Origin of the sequence: Vibrio sp. THAF190c, from assembly GCF_009363355.1 — a bacterium.
Taxonomy (GTDB): domain Bacteria; phylum Pseudomonadota; class Gammaproteobacteria; order Enterobacterales; family Vibrionaceae; genus Vibrio; species Vibrio fortis_A.
In genome coordinates, this window is the sequence record NZ_CP045339.1 from 375499 (window position 1) to 392751 (window position 17253).

The window sequence follows — 17253 nt, forward strand, 5'->3', positions numbered from 1 at the left end:
ACAAAATTCAATATCATCGCGAGGGAATATCATCTCTAATTCGCTTCTGCTTTCAATTTATTATGACAGAGAATTCAATTTCTCGTAAAATGCGCGCCATTGTGAGCGAAGCACTCTCTCAGCGACTATGATGAGATCCGCAGTGCCAAGCTAAGACACCTATAAAACGAGACATCTATACATGATACGTTTAACCGAAATTAAACTTCCACTCGACCACGAAGAGCACGAAATCCAAGACGCAATTGAAGCGAAACTGGGTATCACTGCTGATCAGGTTATCTCTTTTAATATCTTTAAACGTGGCTACGATGCTCGTAAGAAAACAAAGATCCTTCTTATCTACACTCTCGATGTCGCTGTAGAAAACGAAGAAGCCCTACTCGAAAAGTTCGTGAGCGACCCTCACGTGAAAGTAACGCCAGACATGGCTTACAAGTTTGTTGCACAAGCACCTGAAAACCTAACTGAGCGCCCTGTCGTTATCGGTTTTGGTCCATGTGGCCTATTCTCAGCGCTTATCCTAGCGCAAAGCGGTTTCAAGCCTATCGTTGTTGAGCGTGGTAAAGAAGTTCGTGAACGCACTAAAGATACCTTCGGTTTCTGGCGTAAACGTACTCTGAACACAGAATCAAACGTACAGTTTGGTGAAGGCGGCGCGGGTACATTCTCTGACGGTAAGCTATACAGCCAAGTAAAAGATCCAAAACACTACGGTCGTAAAGTTATCGAAGAGTTTGTTGCGGCAGGCGCACCTGAAGAAATCCTATACGTAAGTAAGCCGCACATCGGTACCTTTAAACTGGTTACCATGATCGAAAAAATGCGTGCGAAAATCATCGAGCTTGGTGGCGAAATTCGCTTCAGCACACGTGTTGACGACATCCACATGGAAGATGGTCAAATCACAGGCCTGACGCTATCTAACGGCGAAGAGATCAAATCTCGCCACGTTATTCTAGCGGTAGGCCACAGTGCTCGTGATACATTCGAAATGCTGCACGAACGCGGTGTTTACATGGAGGCGAAGCCATTCTCTGTTGGCTTCCGTATCGAGCACAAACAATCAATGATTGATGAAGCACGTTTCGGTCCAAATGCAGGTAACCCAATCCTTGGCGCTGCGGACTACAAACTGGTTCACCACTGTAAGAATGGCCGTACCGTTTACAGCTTCTGTATGTGTCCAGGCGGTACTGTTGTTGCTGCGACTTCGGAAGAAGGCCGCGTAGTAACTAACGGTATGAGCCAATACTCGCGTGCCGAACGTAACGCGAACAGTGCAATCGTTGTTGGCATTGACCCAGAACGCGATTACCCGGGTGACCCACTGGCAGGTATCCGCTTCCAACGCGAATTGGAAACAGGCGCATACGTGCTAGGTGGTGAAAACTACGATGCACCGGCGCAGAAGATTGGTGACTTCTTGAAAGGTCGCGATCCAAGCGAGCTAGGTGATGTCCAACCATCATTCACACCGGGTATCCACCTAACGGATATCTCTAAAGCGCTGCCTGACTTCGCTATCGAAGCAATTCGTGAAGCTATCCCAGCGTTCGATAAGAAGATCAAAGGCTTCGCTAGCGCAGATGGCCTACTAACAGGTGTAGAGACTCGTACTTCATCACCAGTTTGTATTAAGCGTGGTAAAGACTACCAGAGCATCAACCTGAAAGGCTTCTACCCTGCCGGTGAAGGTGCTGGTTACGCAGGTGGTATCTTGTCAGCAGGTATTGATGGTATCAAGGCTGCAGAAGCGCTAGCACTATCAATGACAGGTCAAGCAGCAGAGTAACGGTCTGATACCGAAAATTGATTGTAAAAGGGCTCTTAGAGCCCTTTTTTATTGGTTTTATTTATCAGACTGAGCGGACTCGACCTGTTCAGGGTTCCACTTTCCTTCATGAATCACAGAGTTCACATCACGTCGTGGCAGCCATCCCAAAGTTTCTAACTCAGGCTTATCTTTAAAGTGCTCGACATGACCAAGGCAAAGGTAAGCAACGATATCGATCTCTTCTGGGATCTCCAGAGCCTCTCTCAACGCAGAATCATGAATAATACTCACCCATCCTAACCCTAGGTTTTCTGCCCTTGCCGCCAACCATAGGTTTTGAACCGCACATACCGTGCTGTACAAGTCCATCTCTTGCTTGATTGTTCTACCGAGAACTACCGGACCAGTTCGGTTCCTATCACAAGTCACACAGATACCAATTGGCGACTCAACAATGCCCTCTAACTTCAGTCTTTTATAGAGCGCTTGCCTTTCATCGCTAAACATCTCTGCCGACTCTGCATGAGCTTGATCAAAGCCACGCTTTATCTTTTGTTTGGTTTCCGCGTCTCGCACCACGATAAAATCCCATGGCTGCATGAAACCGACACTGGGTGCATGGTGTGCCGCAGTAAGCACTCGCATTAGCACCTCTTCAGATACCGGGTCTGGCAGGAATTGGCCTCGAACATCTCGGCGTGAAAAAATAGTCTTATAAACGGCGTCGCGTTCGTTGGTCGTGATTTCCATACTTCCCTATCACTTAGTTGAGCGGTTTGAATGAGCGATTGAAAAGGCATTATCCAACTAAAGCCGCCATAAAACTAGCGGTAGTCAGGCAACGTGGTAGAATGCCCCGCATCATCATAGACTTTGTCTTAATGACTGTTCCAACCCACCGCTAATACAGCCAACCTAACTGAGACCCTTATGCCATTTTCCAAACTTGGATTAAGCTCCCCAATTGTTAAAGCCGTTAATGCACTCGGCTACGATAAACCGACATCTATCCAAGAAAAAGCAATTCCTATTGTTCTTTCTGGTCGTAACCTTATCGCCGCAGCGCAAACCGGTACTGGTAAAACCGCGAGCTTCGTGTTGCCGATTTTGGAGATGTTGAGCAAAGGGACGACTCAGCGTAAAAAACGCATTCGTGCTGTGATTTTAGCGCCAACTCGTGAGCTAGCCGTTCAGGTTGATCGCAACATCAAAAAGTATGCGAAGCACCTTAACCTAACCTCATTGGCAATGTACGGTGGGGTTGAGTACAAGCATCAGAAAGAGCGCCTCATTGAAGGTGTCGATATTTTGGTTGCGACGCCAGGACGTTTGATCGATATGTACGGTCAAAAAGCGGTGTACTTTGAAGAAGTAGAAGTGTTAGTTCTTGATGAAGCTGACCGCATGCTAGACATGGGCTTCATTGAAGACATCAACAAGATCATCGCACGTCTTCCTCAAGACGTACAAAACTTGCTGTTCTCGGCTACTCTATCGAACCCAGTTAGAGATCTTGCTAAGAGTGCTATTCAAGAAGCGGAAGAGATCTCAATTGCTAAGCATGCCGCATCAAAGGCCAACATTGAGCAGTGGTTAGTTACTGTTGATAAAGACCGTAAATCAGCACTCCTAAGCCATATGATCCAAGAAGGAAACTGGGAACAAGCACTGATCTTCATTGAGACCAAACACGGTGCAGCCAAGTTAGTTTCTCAGTTGGAGAAACGCGGTATCCACGCTGAGTCTTTCCATAGTGGTCGCAGCCAAGCGATTCGCGAGAAAGTCCTAGCTGACTTCAAAAAAGGGAAAGTAAAGTTCCTTGTAGCAACTGGCGTAGCTGCTCGTGGTATCGATATCGACAACCTGACTCGCGTAGTCAACTACGACCTGCCATTCCCAGCGGATGACTATGTACACCGTATTGGTCGTACTGGCCGTGCAGATGCTTCAGGTGAAGCGATCTCATTCTTATCAAAAGATGATTTCAAAAACCTATGCATCATTGAAAAGCGCCTCGGTCATTTGATTGAACGTCGCGTGATTGAAGGCTTTGAGCCGCGTAAGCCTGTGCCGATTTCTGTGTTGAACTTTGTGCCTAAACACAAAAGAGAGCAACAGAAGTAACGCATTCAGCAAGAAGCGAAGTCATCTGGCTTCGCTTTTGTTTTTCCTTCTAGCGTTGATTTAAGGAAACACTATGATCACTCCAATAGCAGTTAGGCTAACCCGAGGCCAAGACCTCAAACTGTCGATTCAAGAATTGGTTAACCAGCACCAAATATCAGCGGGTACCATCGCATCTTGTGTCGGTTGTGTCTCAACCATCAACCTTCGGCTCGCCAACGCTGACCAAACTCTACAAATTGACGCGCCATTTGAGATAGTTTCGGTAATGGGAACTCTAACGCCCAACCACCAGCACATTCATATCTCAGTAGCGGACGAGCAAGGAAAGGTCATTGGCGGGCATTTGCTAGAAGGCACACTCATCGCTACCACGGCTGAACTTATCTTACACACTTACCCTGAGCTCACGTTTACCCGTGAACACGATGAGTCGACTGGCTATACCGAACTTGTCATCAATTAAAATCGTCGCTAAACCATTTTCATCAGGAACCATTATGCCGTCTTCTTCTGCCCACTCAGTTATCGTACTCGACTTCGAAACCACTGGCCTGTCTCCTAACATGGGCGACCGCGCTATCGAAATTGGTGCAGTAAAACTAGTTGATGGCGTCGTCGTTGATACCTTTCAGCAGTTAATGAACCCAGGTTTTCGAGTCAGCAGTTTCATTGAGGGCTACACGGGCATTACCAATAACATGTTAAGGCTTGCCCCTAGCTGCGAAGAGGTTATGACAGAATTCGCAGACTTTATCCAAGGTAGCCATTTGGTGGCACACAATGCCTCTTTTGATAAGCGTTTTTTGGATGCTGAGCTTGAGCAAGTGGGTAGAAATTATGATGGGCAATTCGCGTGCTCAATGTTGATTGCACGCCGTTTAATCCAAGATGCACCAACACATAAGCTGGGCGATTTAGTACGATACAAGCAGATAGAAAACGACGGTACCTTTCACCGAGCCTTAGCGGATTCAGAGATGACAGCCAAATTATGGTTAGTGATGTTAGACGAGCTAGCGTCTGGCCACGGTATTACCAACCCCGATTTCGCTTTAATGCAGAAGATCTCAAAAACCAGCAAAACCGCTATCTCAAAACTATTGGCAAACCAAGTGAGCTAGCCCTTTATTCATGCCTTTGACTATTCAGTCATGGGCACGAAGCTACTTCTGTAAGTCGATTAGAGTAGACTTTAATGTATCCAGTTCATCCATAAAATATTGCCACTGATTCTCACTACTTGATTGTGCAATGAGCATTAAATACTTCGCTGAAATGGCACTATTCTTCTTCAATTTGTCGGGTAATGTGTCTGGGTAATAAGATTCATTATTCAGCAACAATTGCATGGTTGTTACCTGAACGAATGGTAAATCAACCTTTTTCTCTACTAGGTCTGATACCGCTTGATAAGTATTCTTCTGATATTGGTGCCAATCAGGATTCGTATTTACCCACTCGTTAGCCCAATTCTTAATGATGGTTTCTTGCTCCGAGCTTATATCTCCGAGCCAGCGCTCCACTCTTTTTCTTACTCGTTCGGAATAGAACTCGCGAGCTTCTTTATCATCCAACGATAGACGCTCATCATAATATTCCTTTTGCTTCACTCTAAAATTTTCTAAGAACTTTTGGTCTTGTTCTGGTGACAACTGCAAGCTCAAGGCATATATATCAGGTGAAAACTCAGTCACGATAGTTCGAATATGCGTTCTAATTTCATCGCCCTGTTGCTGAATAAAATCAGCGGTGATCGATTGCCGCTTTTGTTGCTGAATGTTATTGATTTGCTGAATGTATAATGGAAGTTGAGTGGACTTATGCCACTGCTGTACGTCTTGTAGCCGATTCTCTAATTCCGATTCTTGGGCTGAATTTAAAGGTACTAGGTCTTCAATATACGAAATAATGAACCAATCAATATTGTTGTATGCAAATTTGGTGGCACACCCAAATGTGGCAAGGCTTGCCAATATAACCGCTAAATATCGATGAAATTTCATACAACTCACTCTGTCTGCAACGTTTACTCACAGATAGTTTAGATTGTTGTGCTTCATTTGGCGGGATTTATAAAGAAATTGAGAGATGAACTTGCCAAGTTCTCTATTTGGGTAAATGCTTAAAATAAAATTAATTGTTGGCAGTGATGAATTTCGTAATTTATTGACCAATAGATAAGCAACTAAACATACAGAAAGGTATGATATTTGCATAAAATATCGAAGGTTAGTATTTGGGAGGCAATCTATGGCCGCTATTCCTCATTATTCGAGCGAAATAGAATATGAGCTTTGCTATTTTGAAGATGGAAAAATAACCACAGTAAGGATATTAGCGAACAATCGTCAGGAAGCTATGAATTGGTATCTTGGTGAAGGTAAGCATATCAATGATCTCTATTCTATTCGCCCAGATGAATAGAGCTGTGTGGATAGTCTTAACGGCACTTTGAAATCAGAGTGCCGTTAAGGCGTCACAAGAAATTAGTCGTTCGAATTACTTCAGAATTCGAGCTCGGAACTGTCTTCCCTTCATTTTCCCAGACTCAATCTTACGTAACGCTTTCTTCGCCACCGATTTTTCGACTGCGACATAGGCACGCATTGGGAAAAGGTTAATCTTACCCACAGACTTACCTTCAATACCACCTTGGCCTGTCAAGGCACCTAGAATATCACCAGCACGTAACTTCGCTTTTTTACCACCATCGATCTGAATCGTTACCATATTTGAGTAGTATGGCTTCGCAACTGGTTTAGCTGGCAACTCAGATGGCTCAATCGGCATATCCATGTACTCATCAATTTGAGCAACGCGATACATCTCTTTCTCACTGAAGAAGCTACAAGCAACACCCTTGCTACCTGCACGTCCAGTACGACCAATGCGATGTACGTGAACTTCAGGGTCGCGCGACAACTCAAAGTTAAATACTGCGTCTAGGTTGTCGACATCCAGACCACGAGCCGCAACATCTGTTGCCACCAGAATCGAAATGCTCTTGTTTGAGAATTGAACCAACGCCTGATCACGTTCACGCTGCTCCATGTCACCATGCAGCTCAATTACGCTGAAACCGCGATGTGCGAGCTCATCTGTTACGTTCTGAACTTCTTTCTTAGTGTTACAGAAGACAACCGCAGATTCAGGCTGGTGATGAAGTAACAGCAGCTCTAGTGCATCGTCACGTGCTTCCGTGCCTTCAAGCTTATAGAAGTGCTGCTGGATGCTTGAGTGATCGTGTGTTGACTCTACTTTCACCATCTCAGGGTTATTCATAATACGATCAGCAATCGACTTGATCTGTTTCGGGAACGTCGCACTAAATAACAATGTTTGACGCTCTTTCGGCGCTGCATCAATCACGGCATCAATTGCATCTTGGAAGCCCATCTCTAGCATGCGGTCAGCTTCATCCAAAACCAATGTGTTCAGTTCCGATAGATCGATACGACCACGATCAAGGTGATCAAGAATACGACCAGGTGTACCCACAAGAATGTGAGCACCATGCTCAAGAGAACCAATTTGTGGCCCCATTGGCATGCCGCCACAAAGCGTCAGTACTTTGATGTTATGGATACCACGAGCCAGTGTACGAATCTCTTTCGCCACTTGGTCAGCCAATTCACGAGTTGGGCATAGCACCAGTGATTGAACACGGAAGCGCTTAACACGAAGGTTTTGTAGCACACCTAAACCAAAGGCGGCGGTTTTGCCTGAACCCGTTTTACCTTGGCCGATGACATCTTTACCACCAAGAATAGAAGGCAAGCTCAGTGCTTGGATCGGTGTCATTTCGGTATAACCCAGTGAATCCAGAGTTTGAATAAGTTCTGGTTTTAGGGCAATTGAAGAGAATTTTGCAGTGGTCACAGGACAATTCCAGCTAATGAAAAACAGAGTGCATTATGAGTGTTTTTAGAAAATATTCCACTCAATAGTAGCCGTTGTTAATTTACTCACTAATAAAGAGAGTGAATATATCTCAAATTTAAGACACACTGATCGCCCCAATGTGATATCGTACATCATTCTCACGTTTTGAATTAGAATATTACTTCAAAGGTCATAGGTAATGAAAAACAATACGCTCAATAAAGGCTTTACACTATTAGAACTGATTATAATTATTGTCATTATTGGAGCTATTGCCGTTGTAGCTGCACCAAGGTTCCTTTCTATCGCCGATGATGCAAGATCAGCATCTAGTTCTACCTTACTAGAAAACTTTCAAACTGCCGTGAACATTTACCAAGCCGCTTGTTTGGCGCGCGGGGGAGATGTAGAAGAAGGGCGTGATGAAAACGCAACTGACTTCAATATCGAAGGTATTTACTCCAATTATACCGGAAGCTGCTACCCGGTTTGGAATTCAGCGTCGGGTATCCAAAGAACGATCAATAACAATCGTTCTTGCTATTGGCTACTACAAGATCTGACTAACTCTGATCATTATGAAGATAACCGCTACGGTAATTCTCCTAAAGAAGGGGGAAGTACGAGCAGAACCCCAAGTTTTTCAAACTTCCAATTAGCTAAACAAAACGGTTACAAATTTCTTATTAATCAACCAACTGGTGAATTTTCCTACTGCCATTTTTACAGCATTGAGGGTGATCTTAGTCAAGCACCATTCCTACTCTATAACGCAGTTGATGGAGAAATGGTCACTGGCATTACCGATCTATCAAACGGTATTGACTATGACGAAGAGCTTAAAAAGTATACGGTAGCTACCAAACCATAACAGAAAGGCCAGCAAACGCTGGCCTTATTTATATATTCTGAACTTAGACATATTAAAGCCCTAAGGCACGCCGTGGCCTTTCGATGCTACCCAAACTCGATACCACTGCTCACGCGTCAACTCGATACTCAATGCGTCAATCGCTGTTTGCACTCGCTCAATCTTTCCTGAGCCGATAATCGGCAAGGGTTTTGATGGCAGACGACGAACCCATGCATAAATCACTTGGTCGATACTTGCAGCACCAACCTCTTTGCGAATAGCTTCAAGTTCATTACGTACTCGAACGGCTTGCTCGCTCTTACCTGTAAATAGCTCACCACCAGCAAGGCAAGACCAAGCCATTGGACGAATACGGTTCATCTGTAGTTGATCCAGAGTTCCATCATGAGCCACTTCAAAGTTAAGTGGATTGATCTCTACTTGGTTGGTAACCAAGGGCTTACCTAAGCACGATTGCAAAAGCTCCAGTTGACGAGGAGTGAAATTAGACACACCAAAGTGTTTCACTTTGCCGATCTTATACAGTTCGTTGAACGCTTCTGCCACTTCATCCGCATCCATCAGTACGTCTGGGCGGTGAATAAGTAGAACGTCAATCTCATCAACGCCGAGGCGCTCCAAAGAGTTGTTCACTGATTGATAAATATGCTGAGCACTAGTGTCGTAATGGTTGATCTTGCGGTCAGGAGTATGGTCTCCACACAAGTTAATGTCGCACTTAGTGACGATCTGAATCTGCTCGCGCACGCTCGGGTCCAAAGCCAGCGCTTCACCGAATAACTTCTCACATTGGTAACCGCCATAAATGTCTGCGTGGTCAACCGTTGTTATACCGAGGTCTATGTGCTTTTTGAGAAAAGTGAGGCGTTGTTGCGGAGTCATGCCCCATTCAGCCATACGCCAATATCCTTGAACCAGCTCAGAAAAGTCTGGGCCTTGTGGCGCGATTGTTACTTTTGCAACCATGGGTTATCTCCTATATCAGTAATAACCGTATCCTATGCTTATTTAATTATAGCCTCAAATTAATAAAGCCTTCGTCGATACGCCCCACTATAAAAATGTGAACTTGTTACAAAAACATCGTCATAAAAGACAAAGGCTGTTTATTGGTTAACCATGTCTCTCGTGAGTTCGATGATGATCTCTTGATCTTGATGGCGCATCATCACCAAAGCTGCTTCATTGTCTGGCCAATGCCAAACCAAGGATTTATTGCTGTCCAAGGTAGAGCTCGATGAAGGCGTCGTGTTAAGAAAAGTCACCAATGCTTGGTCAACACTTTGTGGGCTATTTCCTTGCTCATCGGCCAGCTCAAGTTCCTTCAACACATCGAAGGTAACGCCATTGATGGTCGCAGACTTAAGTTGTAAGCCATCTTTACGCAAGTAGAGCTGGGCCTTGGTATCATTCAACTTAGAATTGGGTAAAGAGAGTCTGGTTGAAGATACTTTTCCTTCCATCAACTCGAGTTCAACAAACACTTTTAGATCATAGTAGTTTGTCTCATCACTGCACAACAAAGTCCCCTCTTCTTCGCCACAATCAAACAGCTCAGCATCATGCATTAGGCTGGCAGTATCAGGAGCACTTAAATCACTATTAAACACAGTACGAAACCACCAAGACTCACTGGCACGTGTTGCATGACTGAATAGAAGAGCAAAAGAGAGGCAAAGAGTTGAAGAGAATTTCATCGAGCAATCCTTATCTGAGATTCCCCAATTATACGTTCGCGCGGGTTAAATAAGTACGACTCTCTGAGTGGAAAGCAAAAAAAAGCGAGCATACACGCCCGCTACAGAAATTCACTTTGCTTAAATAACGTAATCCATCACGTTGAGAACCATTACACAAATAGAATATCATTCTATATATTACATTTCAACACGCATTTATCGGCTTAACATACATAAAATGAACCCATAATCGCCTTATATTGAGTAAATAAATAACCATTTAGGAATAGACGTCACTGTGCAGAGCAACTCGTTCAAGTATGATTTGCACCATTGCGGCCTAGGAATAACCTTCTAGATATCAATGACTTTAATGAATCATCTCCATCTGTAATGAATTAAATCAACAGATCGCGACGTCGACAAATACATTATTAAAGGCCAGTGACATTGATAGATAGCCACACAAACAGGATATCAATTAAGGGAATGACATGAACCCAACTCAATACCTCAACCAACTCAACAAAGAGTACCTCGTTATTCACCAAGAGAAAGAAGCTTTCTTTTGGGATACCTATATGGGGATCAGCGACGATCATGATGGGTCGACGCAAGCTCAAACGGCATGGACTCAATTTCTTAGTAATGCAGACAAAATTGCTGAAGTTGACGCACAGTTGCATAACGTGAATCTAATTCAAGATAACGAAGAGAGAGTCGCGACAACAACGGGTCTTCAAGGTTGGTTAGCCACGTTCAAAGCTCATGCCATAGAAGGTGACGAGGCACAAAAGCTCAAAGCAGAGCTAATTGCATTCGAAGCTGAACTGTTTGAGAAAAAACAGAATCACACCATGACCTACACCAACGAAGAAGGTGAGCAAGTCGAAGGCTCGCTTCCAGTGTTGGGTTCTGCGATTCGAAACAGCGGCAGTGAGGCTGTGCGTCGTTCTGCTCACCAATCACTGCTTGATCTTGAGCAGTGGCTACTCGGCAACGGCTTCATTGAGCTCATCAAACAGAGAAATGCTTTCGCACGTGCACTCGGTTACAAAAACTACTTCGATTATTCAGTGGTGAAAACCGAGCAGATGACTTCGGAAGAGCTATTTTCAATCTTAGATGACTTTGAAGTTCGCACCCGAGACAGCCATTTAAAGAGTCTGGCTAACCTAGCGAAAGAGAAAGGCGAGTCAGCATTACTAGGTCACAACTTCACCTACTCTTTTGCTGGCGATGTGATGAACGAACTCGATCCTTACGTGCCGTTTTCAAAATCTCTGCGTCGCTGGGTAGAGTCGTTTGGTCGTCTGAATATTGAGTACTCACAAGCCACACTCAAACTCGACCTGCTCGATCGTAAAGGCAAATACCCGAATGGTTTCTGCCATGGGCCAACACCATCATTTTACGACCAAAACCAATGGGTTCCTGCGCAAGTCAATTTCACGAGTAACGCAAAGCCAGATCAAATTGGCAGCGGCTTTGATGGTATCAACACCCTCTTCCATGAAGGTGGTCATGCCGCGCACTTTGCCAACGTGAAGATGAACGCGCCTTGCTTCTCACAGGAGTTTTCACCAACGTCGATGGCTTATGCAGAAACACAATCTATGTTCTGTGATAGCTTGCTTGATGATGCTGACTGGTTAAAACAGTACGCATTAAACGACAAAGGCGAGGCCGTACCTGATTCACTGATCAAAGCGATGATCGACAGCAAACAACCGTTCAAGGCGTATCAAGAGCGTTGTATTCTGGTTGTTCCGTACTTCGAGCGTGCCTTATATCAGCTTAATGATAACGAGCTAACGCCAGAAAACATTACTCAGCTTGCTCGTCGTACTGAGTTAGAAATCTTAGGGTTAGAGTCAAGCCCACGTCCATTGATGGCAATTCCACACCTACTTTCTGATGAAGCTGCTTGTGCCTACCAAGGTTACCTGCTGGCACATATGGCGGTATACCAAACACGAGCGTACTTTACGAACAAGTTTGGTTACTTAACCGATAACCCGGAAATTGGGCCTCTATTGGCAGAACATTACTGGCACGCTGGTAATAGTGTTAACCACAACACCACCATTGAGCGTCTAACTGGGGAAGGTTTTAATGCTAAGTATTTAGCTGATGCCTGTAACCTAACGGTTGAGCAAGCTTGGGAGATTGAGCAAGAGAAGATAGCGGCATTCGCAAGAAGAGAAAGAGCACACGCAAGTAGCTTGAATGCGAAGATCAGCATTGTTGATGGCGCCTTTGAGATCGCCAACAACCAACAATCAGATGAAGCTATGCTTACTGCATTTGAAGGTTATATCGCAGAGAAATACCACGCTTAGCGATCCAATCAATCTAAGCTAGACCGCACAAACAACAGCCGCTCTCATCATTGTGATTTGAGCGGCTTTTTAATAACTCAAGTAAACCAAGCACTACCGTAATGGGTGACAGCTAAAAGGCTTTGGTCTTGCTAAGCTCACTTAAAATTCGAACTAGACCGATGTGGTAGTTTCAGTACCATGACAAACAATGTCGACAGAATCGATGCTTCGTAACGATTTACGATGAATACCAAAAACTTTCCCTGATAACACAATGTAGTAGTGATGGGTTTTGAGAAGCTTCAAAGCCTCTTCCAACGTATCAACATACACTTTGTTTTGTAAGTCTTGAGGGCGCGTTCCAGGCTCTCGACCTACCTTACGAGCCAGTTCATATTTGCCTTCACGGTTGGGTTTGCACGTAAACAGTGTAGGGTTACCATAAATCACCCCCTGCGCTGTTATGCTTTTAATCATAATAGTTCTCAGAAAAATAAATACGCAAAAAGCCACTTCATGACGAAGTGGCATTTAAATTAAACAGTGGATATATCATTAAGACACATAATCAGAGGGAGACCGGGCATGCCCCCTCCATATATGGCTATTAGAAGTAGTAGTAAGCCGCTGCAAATACGTGAGTCTCTTCATCGTATTGAAGGCTTGAGTTACCGATACGAGCACCTTCTAGGTCTTGTTTGATATCGATACCCATGTCAGCGTTTGCAGAGATACGGTACATTGCAGCAACGTTGATGTAAGAAGAGTCGATGTCAGATGCATTGTCTTCTTCGTTGGTGTTGAACGCGTAACCTGCAGCAATAGTTAGGTCTTCAGACAGCGTGTAGCCACCAGAGAAGTAGAAGCCTGTGTTCTTCATTTCATCGTTTTGGTCGATCCAAGAGTTCAGACCTAGAGTCATTGAGCCTAGCTTCATGTTTCCAGATAGAGAGTAAACCTCATAGTCTTTCTCATCATCACGAGTTTCGTAACCCGCGTATACGCTGAATACTTCTTGCTCAAGACCGATGTAACCGTTAACGCCTTTGTCAGCGTCGTTGTGGTCATCGTCAGTTTCGAAGTAAGAGATACCGTAAGCAAAGCCGTTGGTTGCACCTTGGAACTTAACTACGTTGAACGCATCTGATGCATCACCTGCAGAAGCACCGAACTCGTAAGTTGTGTCGCCAGCGCCGTCAACTTTATCTAGAGCTGTATCGTTCTCCCAACCGAAAGACGCGATGCCGTAACCAGTGTCAAAACCGATCCAAGCTTTATCCACGTGCGTTGCAGGACCAGTATCGATGCCGTTAACCCAACCAGAAGTTGCTGCGTCAGCATCTGCAACGTTGTTGTCTGTCGTGTAGTTAAGCATTAGGTCTGTTTCTACGTAAGCAACAACGCGGTTATTACGGTAATTAAGAGCCAGTGTTAGACCTGTCGCCCAATCATCGTAAAATGCTTTTGAACCTGTATCGTAGTAACCACCAACACCGAAAGAACCAGACACAGAGAACTGATCTTTGTGCATTGGATTAAACGCGAACATTTCTTCGTTTTGGCTATTTTGGCTGCTTGTGTTTACAGCGAACGCAGAGCTAGAGATGCTTGCAATCGCAAGTGCAATTAGAGTTTTTTTCATGGTGACCACTACCTATATGTTGTGTTTGTTAAGTCTTTTATCAGCAAGACTTTTGGTGTGGCGCCATTCTTATTAAATTTCGTTTCATGAGGTACCGTAGATTTACGGCATTTCATAATTCCCCTGAATTTTATTTGAACTCTATATATACAACTCAGGTTATATTTGAATTCTAAAGCTCAAGGTGAAAGCGATGTCCGTGCTGTTATCCATGTTACGGATGTTTTCAGTCATCAACGCTTCAATCATGACTGGTTGCAAGCGGTAGCGATAGCCAAGCACCACTTCATTCGAAGGTTCAGAAAAGTCAGGATCGTTGGTCGCCCAACCATGATAGTTCAATGACTCAAGAACAACACTGTGGCGTAAATTGAACATGTATTCGTATCCGACAGCCCAACTAAAGCTGAAGTTTTCAAGCTCAGTTACGTATTTGTCGCCGTTACGATGGACTAAACCCAAGGTTGAAAAAACTCGATGCTGCGGGGTCATAAAGCTGTAATTGGCCTGTACTCCTTGTTCGAAGCTTGAACGTGCGAATTCGCCATCTTTCACCTTGTTGTAGAAAAGTGAACCACCTACAGACAGTGAACTTGGGCCTTGTGCATACAGCAGCAACTCGTTGTACCAAGTCACGGCGTTGGTCAGGTCATCTCCTTCAAAGTCCGATATCGATATACCCGCCTTATGAAAATCCATGGTGAACTGGTCGTTATCGACTTGGTCGCGACCATTTTGCCCAATGCCAAATAGGTCATGAAAACCCATCACAAAGCTGTCTAGACCATTATCTACTGCCGTTACTTTGCGATACTCCAACTCTGTTTTCCATACAGGAGATGCCTGCCACTGCAGCGCTAGATGAGTCTGGTTTTGATAATAATCCAAAGCATAGTCACTGGTGTGAGCCCAAACACTTGCTTGTGTATAGGAAGACTTGAACTCAAACGTCCCTGCCCTATTTGGCTCGGCACTCCTAAGTTGCGTCGACAACACATTCGAGTGAATGGGAGACTGAGCGTAGACGAACATCGGGGAAGAAACTGCATCAAAAGATAAGAACAAAGTGGGAGAAAGAGCAGTTAATAAAATAATGGGGTTTAGGGGCTTCATGACGATTACTGACTATAATAAAAACCGATGAATTGTCGTAAATTTCACCAATAATTTATGCAGTACATCTACTGCTTTGCAGTCATCCAGTTTTCTTATCTATCATTACATGTTATAAATTCGCAATTGAACAGTGTACATAATCACTAATTTTTACCCATTTAATCGTTACAGTAACACCCGGTAGACACATGGACACAATCAAAAAGAGCTTCGAACAACTTGTCATGGAGCAGTCATCAGCCCTGATCAACTGCGACCCTACTAACTTCAATCAAGCCTGGTCTGAAGCGGGGTTTGATGTTCTCGATTGGTTTGATATCGACAGGTTAACGCTATTTCCAAACTCGATGGTCTGTCTTGAAGAGGGGAAGACTTGCTCGGTATCCAAAAAACATATCCCTCAAATCAATAAGATTCTATTTGTTGGTGGGAATCATCTTGATTACCTAAAGCTACTGAAAACTTCAAAGACGTACCTGACTTTCAACGAGTATGAAATGCAAAACAGCGACAATTTTGTGTTGCAGCAGCTCTACCGAGAAGGGGGAAGATGGCACTGCATTATCCCGCTACAATTGTTTGGCCAGCGCTGGGGAGCACTGTCGTTTAGCAATTTTCACGATCCATCAAGACAGCTTGCGAAAGAGGATATTCAACGCCTTAAGTTGATATGTGAAATTTGGCTCTGTTACTGGCAACACTCAACGCTAGCGCGCTCACTGAAACAAAGCGAAACCTGCCTTCAAGACGACAGTGATAAGCTGTTGCTGTTATCAAAGAAACAATCTCGAGTACTGGCGTTGATTGCCCAAGGCAATAGCGCAAGAGAGTGCGCAGAAAAGCTTCACCTGAGCCCAAGAACCATTGAGTCACATAAGTACCGAATGCTCGGGCTACTTGGGCTAGATAACCATATTGAGTTGACTCAGTTCGCACTGAGAAACGGACTTGGGATTGCTGAAAACTCCAACGCTATTCGTTAGAGCCTTCAACCTCGGCGAGAGCAAACTTAATCTCATCAGAAGAAAAACCTTTACGAGTGAGCATGGCATAGGCCTTTGCTCGCTCTTTATGATCACTCACATCATAAGATTTTTTTTGCAGTTGCTCTAAACAGCTTGAATAGAAATCTAATTGCTCCTCATTGATCAACCTGTCGACAAGTTCAGTGATGCCGCTGGTATCTATTTGTCGCTGTTTTAGCTCTTGCTTGATCGCTGTGAGACCTTTGCCTTTTCGAGCGTATTTCAAGACCTCCTTTTCCAAATCAGCTTTTTCCGCCTTTATCTGAATGTTGGTTTTCAGGTTTGAGCTACTCGGATGCTGATCGATAGCGATCTTAACTTGTTGATAGCTAAATCCACGCTTCTGTAAGGTAGAAACCAACTTCTCACGACTCATATTGAAGTCATTGTAGTAGTTGTTAACTCGGTCATTGAGAAGCGATTGTTCGTCAATATTCTTATCACTTTTAACCTTATGGATCGCATCGTAGATATCAGAGTCTTTCAGGCCTTTCTTCTTAAGCTTCTCAACTATATACGCGGAACCGAACTCGCCAAAAAACGACTGCTCAACAAACTGCTCAGCGAAGTCTTGGTTTGATTTTAGATACCCAAAGTCACGCAGCCTTTGAAGCACTTCGTCGATCCACTCTTGGTTGTCTGTTTTAACCTTCAACTTTGAGACAAGCTCATGTTCTGTCATGTCTCTCTGAGTAAGATGCCACATCGCAGAGTTCATAACACTCTCAATACGTGTCGCTTTTCTGATTCGAGGTTTTTGCTCTGAATTGTCCATGTCGTCGTTCTTTACTAGTTCAGTCTGTGGCT

At 44.3% G+C, this 17253-nt stretch carries 17 protein-coding genes; 8 read left to right on the plus strand and 9 right to left on the minus strand.

Features of this window, described 5'->3' with window-relative positions; genetic code table 11:
* Positions 1-181: 181 nt before the first annotated feature.
* On the plus strand, positions 182-1795 hold the full coding sequence (locus tag FIV04_RS16720; RefSeq protein ID WP_152469800.1) for an NAD(P)/FAD-dependent oxidoreductase: 1614 nt from the start codon (positions 182-184) through the stop codon (positions 1793-1795).
* A gap of 57 nt (positions 1796-1852) precedes the next feature.
* On the opposite strand, the gene bluB is transcribed toward FIV04_RS16720, so the two are convergent.
* The gene (gene bluB, locus FIV04_RS16725) at positions 1853-2527 is read right to left on the minus strand and encodes a 5,6-dimethylbenzimidazole synthase (RefSeq protein WP_152469801.1); all 675 of its coding nucleotides are present in this window, start codon (positions 2525-2527) and stop codon (positions 1853-1855) included.
* Between the two features lie 180 nt (positions 2528-2707).
* Between bluB and FIV04_RS16730 the strand changes: the two genes are divergently transcribed.
* The 3 genes from FIV04_RS16730 to FIV04_RS16740 all read left to right on the plus strand — a co-directional run bounded on the left by FIV04_RS16730 (position 2708) and on the right by FIV04_RS16740 (position 5025).
* Complete coding sequence (locus FIV04_RS16730) at positions 2708-3901, plus strand: DEAD/DEAH box helicase (RefSeq protein ID WP_032550404.1); 1194 nt, start codon at positions 2708-2710, stop codon at positions 3899-3901.
* Between the two features lie 73 nt (positions 3902-3974).
* Positions 3975-4367 carry a PPC domain-containing DNA-binding protein gene (locus tag FIV04_RS16735; RefSeq protein WP_152469802.1) on the plus strand — a complete coding sequence of 131 codons (393 nt, stop codon included), beginning with the start codon at positions 3975-3977 and terminating at the stop codon, positions 4365-4367.
* A 34-nt stretch (positions 4368-4401) separates the two neighbouring features.
* Positions 4402-5025: a PolC-type DNA polymerase III gene (locus FIV04_RS16740; protein WP_152469803.1), complete on the plus strand. Its 624-nt coding sequence runs from the start codon at positions 4402-4404 to the stop codon at positions 5023-5025.
* Between the two features lie 42 nt (positions 5026-5067).
* Here the strand turns inward: FIV04_RS16740 and FIV04_RS16745 are convergent, their stop codons facing one another.
* Positions 5068-5907, minus strand: coding sequence for a DUF6279 family lipoprotein (locus FIV04_RS16745; RefSeq protein WP_152469804.1), 840 nt, complete (start codon positions 5905-5907; stop codon positions 5068-5070).
* A gap of 247 nt (positions 5908-6154) precedes the next feature.
* Between FIV04_RS16745 and FIV04_RS16750 the strand changes: the two genes are divergently transcribed.
* Positions 6155-6328 carry a hypothetical protein gene (locus FIV04_RS16750; RefSeq protein WP_032550409.1) on the plus strand — a complete coding sequence of 58 codons (174 nt, stop codon included), beginning with the start codon at positions 6155-6157 and terminating at the stop codon, positions 6326-6328.
* A 75-nt stretch (positions 6329-6403) separates the two neighbouring features.
* Here FIV04_RS16750 and dbpA read toward each other — a convergent pair whose 3' ends face one another.
* Positions 6404-7783 carry an ATP-dependent RNA helicase DbpA gene (gene dbpA / locus FIV04_RS16755; protein ID WP_152469805.1) on the minus strand — a complete coding sequence of 460 codons (1380 nt, stop codon included), beginning with the start codon at positions 7781-7783 and terminating at the stop codon, positions 6404-6406.
* A gap of 202 nt (positions 7784-7985) precedes the next feature.
* Between dbpA and FIV04_RS27325 the strand changes: the two genes are divergently transcribed.
* Positions 7986-8657: a prepilin-type N-terminal cleavage/methylation domain-containing protein gene (locus FIV04_RS27325; RefSeq protein ID WP_152469806.1), complete on the plus strand. Its 672-nt coding sequence runs from the start codon at positions 7986-7988 to the stop codon at positions 8655-8657.
* Positions 8658-8717: 60 nt separating this feature from the next.
* Here the strand turns inward: FIV04_RS27325 and FIV04_RS16765 are convergent, their stop codons facing one another.
* Together FIV04_RS16765 and FIV04_RS16770 are read right to left on the minus strand one after the other, a co-directional pair.
* A complete protein-coding gene (locus tag FIV04_RS16765) occupies positions 8718-9626 on the minus strand; it encodes an aldo/keto reductase family oxidoreductase (RefSeq protein WP_152469807.1) in 909 nt (302 codons plus the stop codon).
* Positions 9627-9766: 140 nt separating this feature from the next.
* Positions 9767-10357, minus strand: coding sequence for a hypothetical protein (locus FIV04_RS16770; protein WP_152469808.1), 591 nt, complete (start codon positions 10355-10357; stop codon positions 9767-9769).
* A 476-nt stretch (positions 10358-10833) separates the two neighbouring features.
* On the opposite strand from FIV04_RS16770, the gene FIV04_RS16775 reads away from it, so the two are divergent.
* Positions 10834-12681 (plus strand): M3 family metallopeptidase, encoded by a 1848-nt coding sequence (locus tag FIV04_RS16775; RefSeq protein ID WP_152469809.1) that lies wholly within the window; start codon positions 10834-10836, stop codon positions 12679-12681.
* 153 nt (positions 12682-12834) lie between these two features.
* Here the strand turns inward: FIV04_RS16775 and FIV04_RS16780 are convergent, their stop codons facing one another.
* The 3 genes from FIV04_RS16780 to FIV04_RS16790 form a co-directional block, all read right to left on the minus strand.
* On the minus strand, positions 12835-13140 hold the full coding sequence (locus FIV04_RS16780; protein ID WP_152469810.1) for a hypothetical protein: 306 nt from the start codon (positions 13138-13140) through the stop codon (positions 12835-12837).
* Positions 13141-13270: 130 nt separating this feature from the next.
* Complete coding sequence (locus FIV04_RS16785) at positions 13271-14305, minus strand: porin (RefSeq protein ID WP_032550416.1); 1035 nt, start codon at positions 14303-14305, stop codon at positions 13271-13273.
* Between the two features lie 159 nt (positions 14306-14464).
* The gene (locus FIV04_RS16790) at positions 14465-15337 is read right to left on the minus strand and encodes a DUF3187 family protein (protein WP_152470652.1); all 873 of its coding nucleotides are present in this window, start codon (positions 15335-15337) and stop codon (positions 14465-14467) included.
* Positions 15338-15609: 272 nt separating this feature from the next.
* Here FIV04_RS16790 and FIV04_RS16795 point away from each other — a divergent pair, with 272 nt between their 5' ends.
* Complete coding sequence (locus FIV04_RS16795; RefSeq protein WP_152469811.1) at positions 15610-16404, plus strand: response regulator transcription factor; 795 nt, start codon at positions 15610-15612, stop codon at positions 16402-16404.
* On the opposite strand, the gene FIV04_RS16800 is transcribed toward FIV04_RS16795, so the two are convergent.
* Complete coding sequence (locus FIV04_RS16800) at positions 16394-17221, minus strand: RecX family transcriptional regulator (RefSeq protein WP_152469812.1); 828 nt, start codon at positions 17219-17221, stop codon at positions 16394-16396. The two genes, FIV04_RS16795 and FIV04_RS16800, sit on opposite strands and share 11 nt — an antisense overlap.
* Positions 17222-17253 lie beyond the last annotated feature (32 nt).

Bases quoted from the DNA above. Each gene is read 5' to 3' on its own strand.
- FIV04_RS16720 (WP_152469800.1), top strand. From the start codon at position 182: ATGATACGTTTAACCGAAATTAAACTTCCACTCGACCACGAAGAGCAC.
- bluB (WP_152469801.1), bottom strand. From the start codon at position 2,527: ATGGAAATCACGACCAACGAACGCGACGCCGTTTATAAGACTATTTTT.
- FIV04_RS16730 (WP_032550404.1), top strand. From the start codon at position 2,708: ATGCCATTTTCCAAACTTGGATTAAGCTCCCCAATTGTTAAAGCCGTT.
- FIV04_RS16735 (WP_152469802.1), top strand. From the start codon at position 3,975: ATGATCACTCCAATAGCAGTTAGGCTAACCCGAGGCCAAGACCTCAAA.
- FIV04_RS16740 (WP_152469803.1), top strand. From the start codon at position 4,402: ATGCCGTCTTCTTCTGCCCACTCAGTTATCGTACTCGACTTCGAAACC.
- FIV04_RS16745 (WP_152469804.1), bottom strand. From the start codon at position 5,907: ATGAAATTTCATCGATATTTAGCGGTTATATTGGCAAGCCTTGCCACA.
- FIV04_RS16750 (WP_032550409.1), top strand. From the start codon at position 6,155: ATGGCCGCTATTCCTCATTATTCGAGCGAAATAGAATATGAGCTTTGC.
- FIV04_RS27325 (WP_152469806.1), top strand. From the start codon at position 7,986: ATGAAAAACAATACGCTCAATAAAGGCTTTACACTATTAGAACTGATT.
- FIV04_RS16765 (WP_152469807.1), bottom strand. From the start codon at position 9,626: ATGGTTGCAAAAGTAACAATCGCGCCACAAGGCCCAGACTTTTCTGAG.
- FIV04_RS16770 (WP_152469808.1), bottom strand. From the start codon at position 10,357: ATGAAATTCTCTTCAACTCTTTGCCTCTCTTTTGCTCTTCTATTCAGT.
- FIV04_RS16775 (WP_152469809.1), top strand. From the start codon at position 10,834: ATGAACCCAACTCAATACCTCAACCAACTCAACAAAGAGTACCTCGTT.
- FIV04_RS16780 (WP_152469810.1), bottom strand. From the start codon at position 13,140: ATGATTAAAAGCATAACAGCGCAGGGGGTGATTTATGGTAACCCTACA.
- FIV04_RS16785 (WP_032550416.1), bottom strand. From the start codon at position 14,305: ATGAAAAAAACTCTAATTGCACTTGCGATTGCAAGCATCTCTAGCTCT.
- FIV04_RS16790 (WP_152470652.1), bottom strand. From the start codon at position 15,337: ATGTTCGTCTACGCTCAGTCTCCCATTCACTCGAATGTGTTGTCGACG.
- FIV04_RS16795 (WP_152469811.1), top strand. From the start codon at position 15,610: ATGGACACAATCAAAAAGAGCTTCGAACAACTTGTCATGGAGCAGTCA.
- FIV04_RS16800 (WP_152469812.1), bottom strand. From the start codon at position 17,221: ATGGACAATTCAGAGCAAAAACCTCGAATCAGAAAAGCGACACGTATT.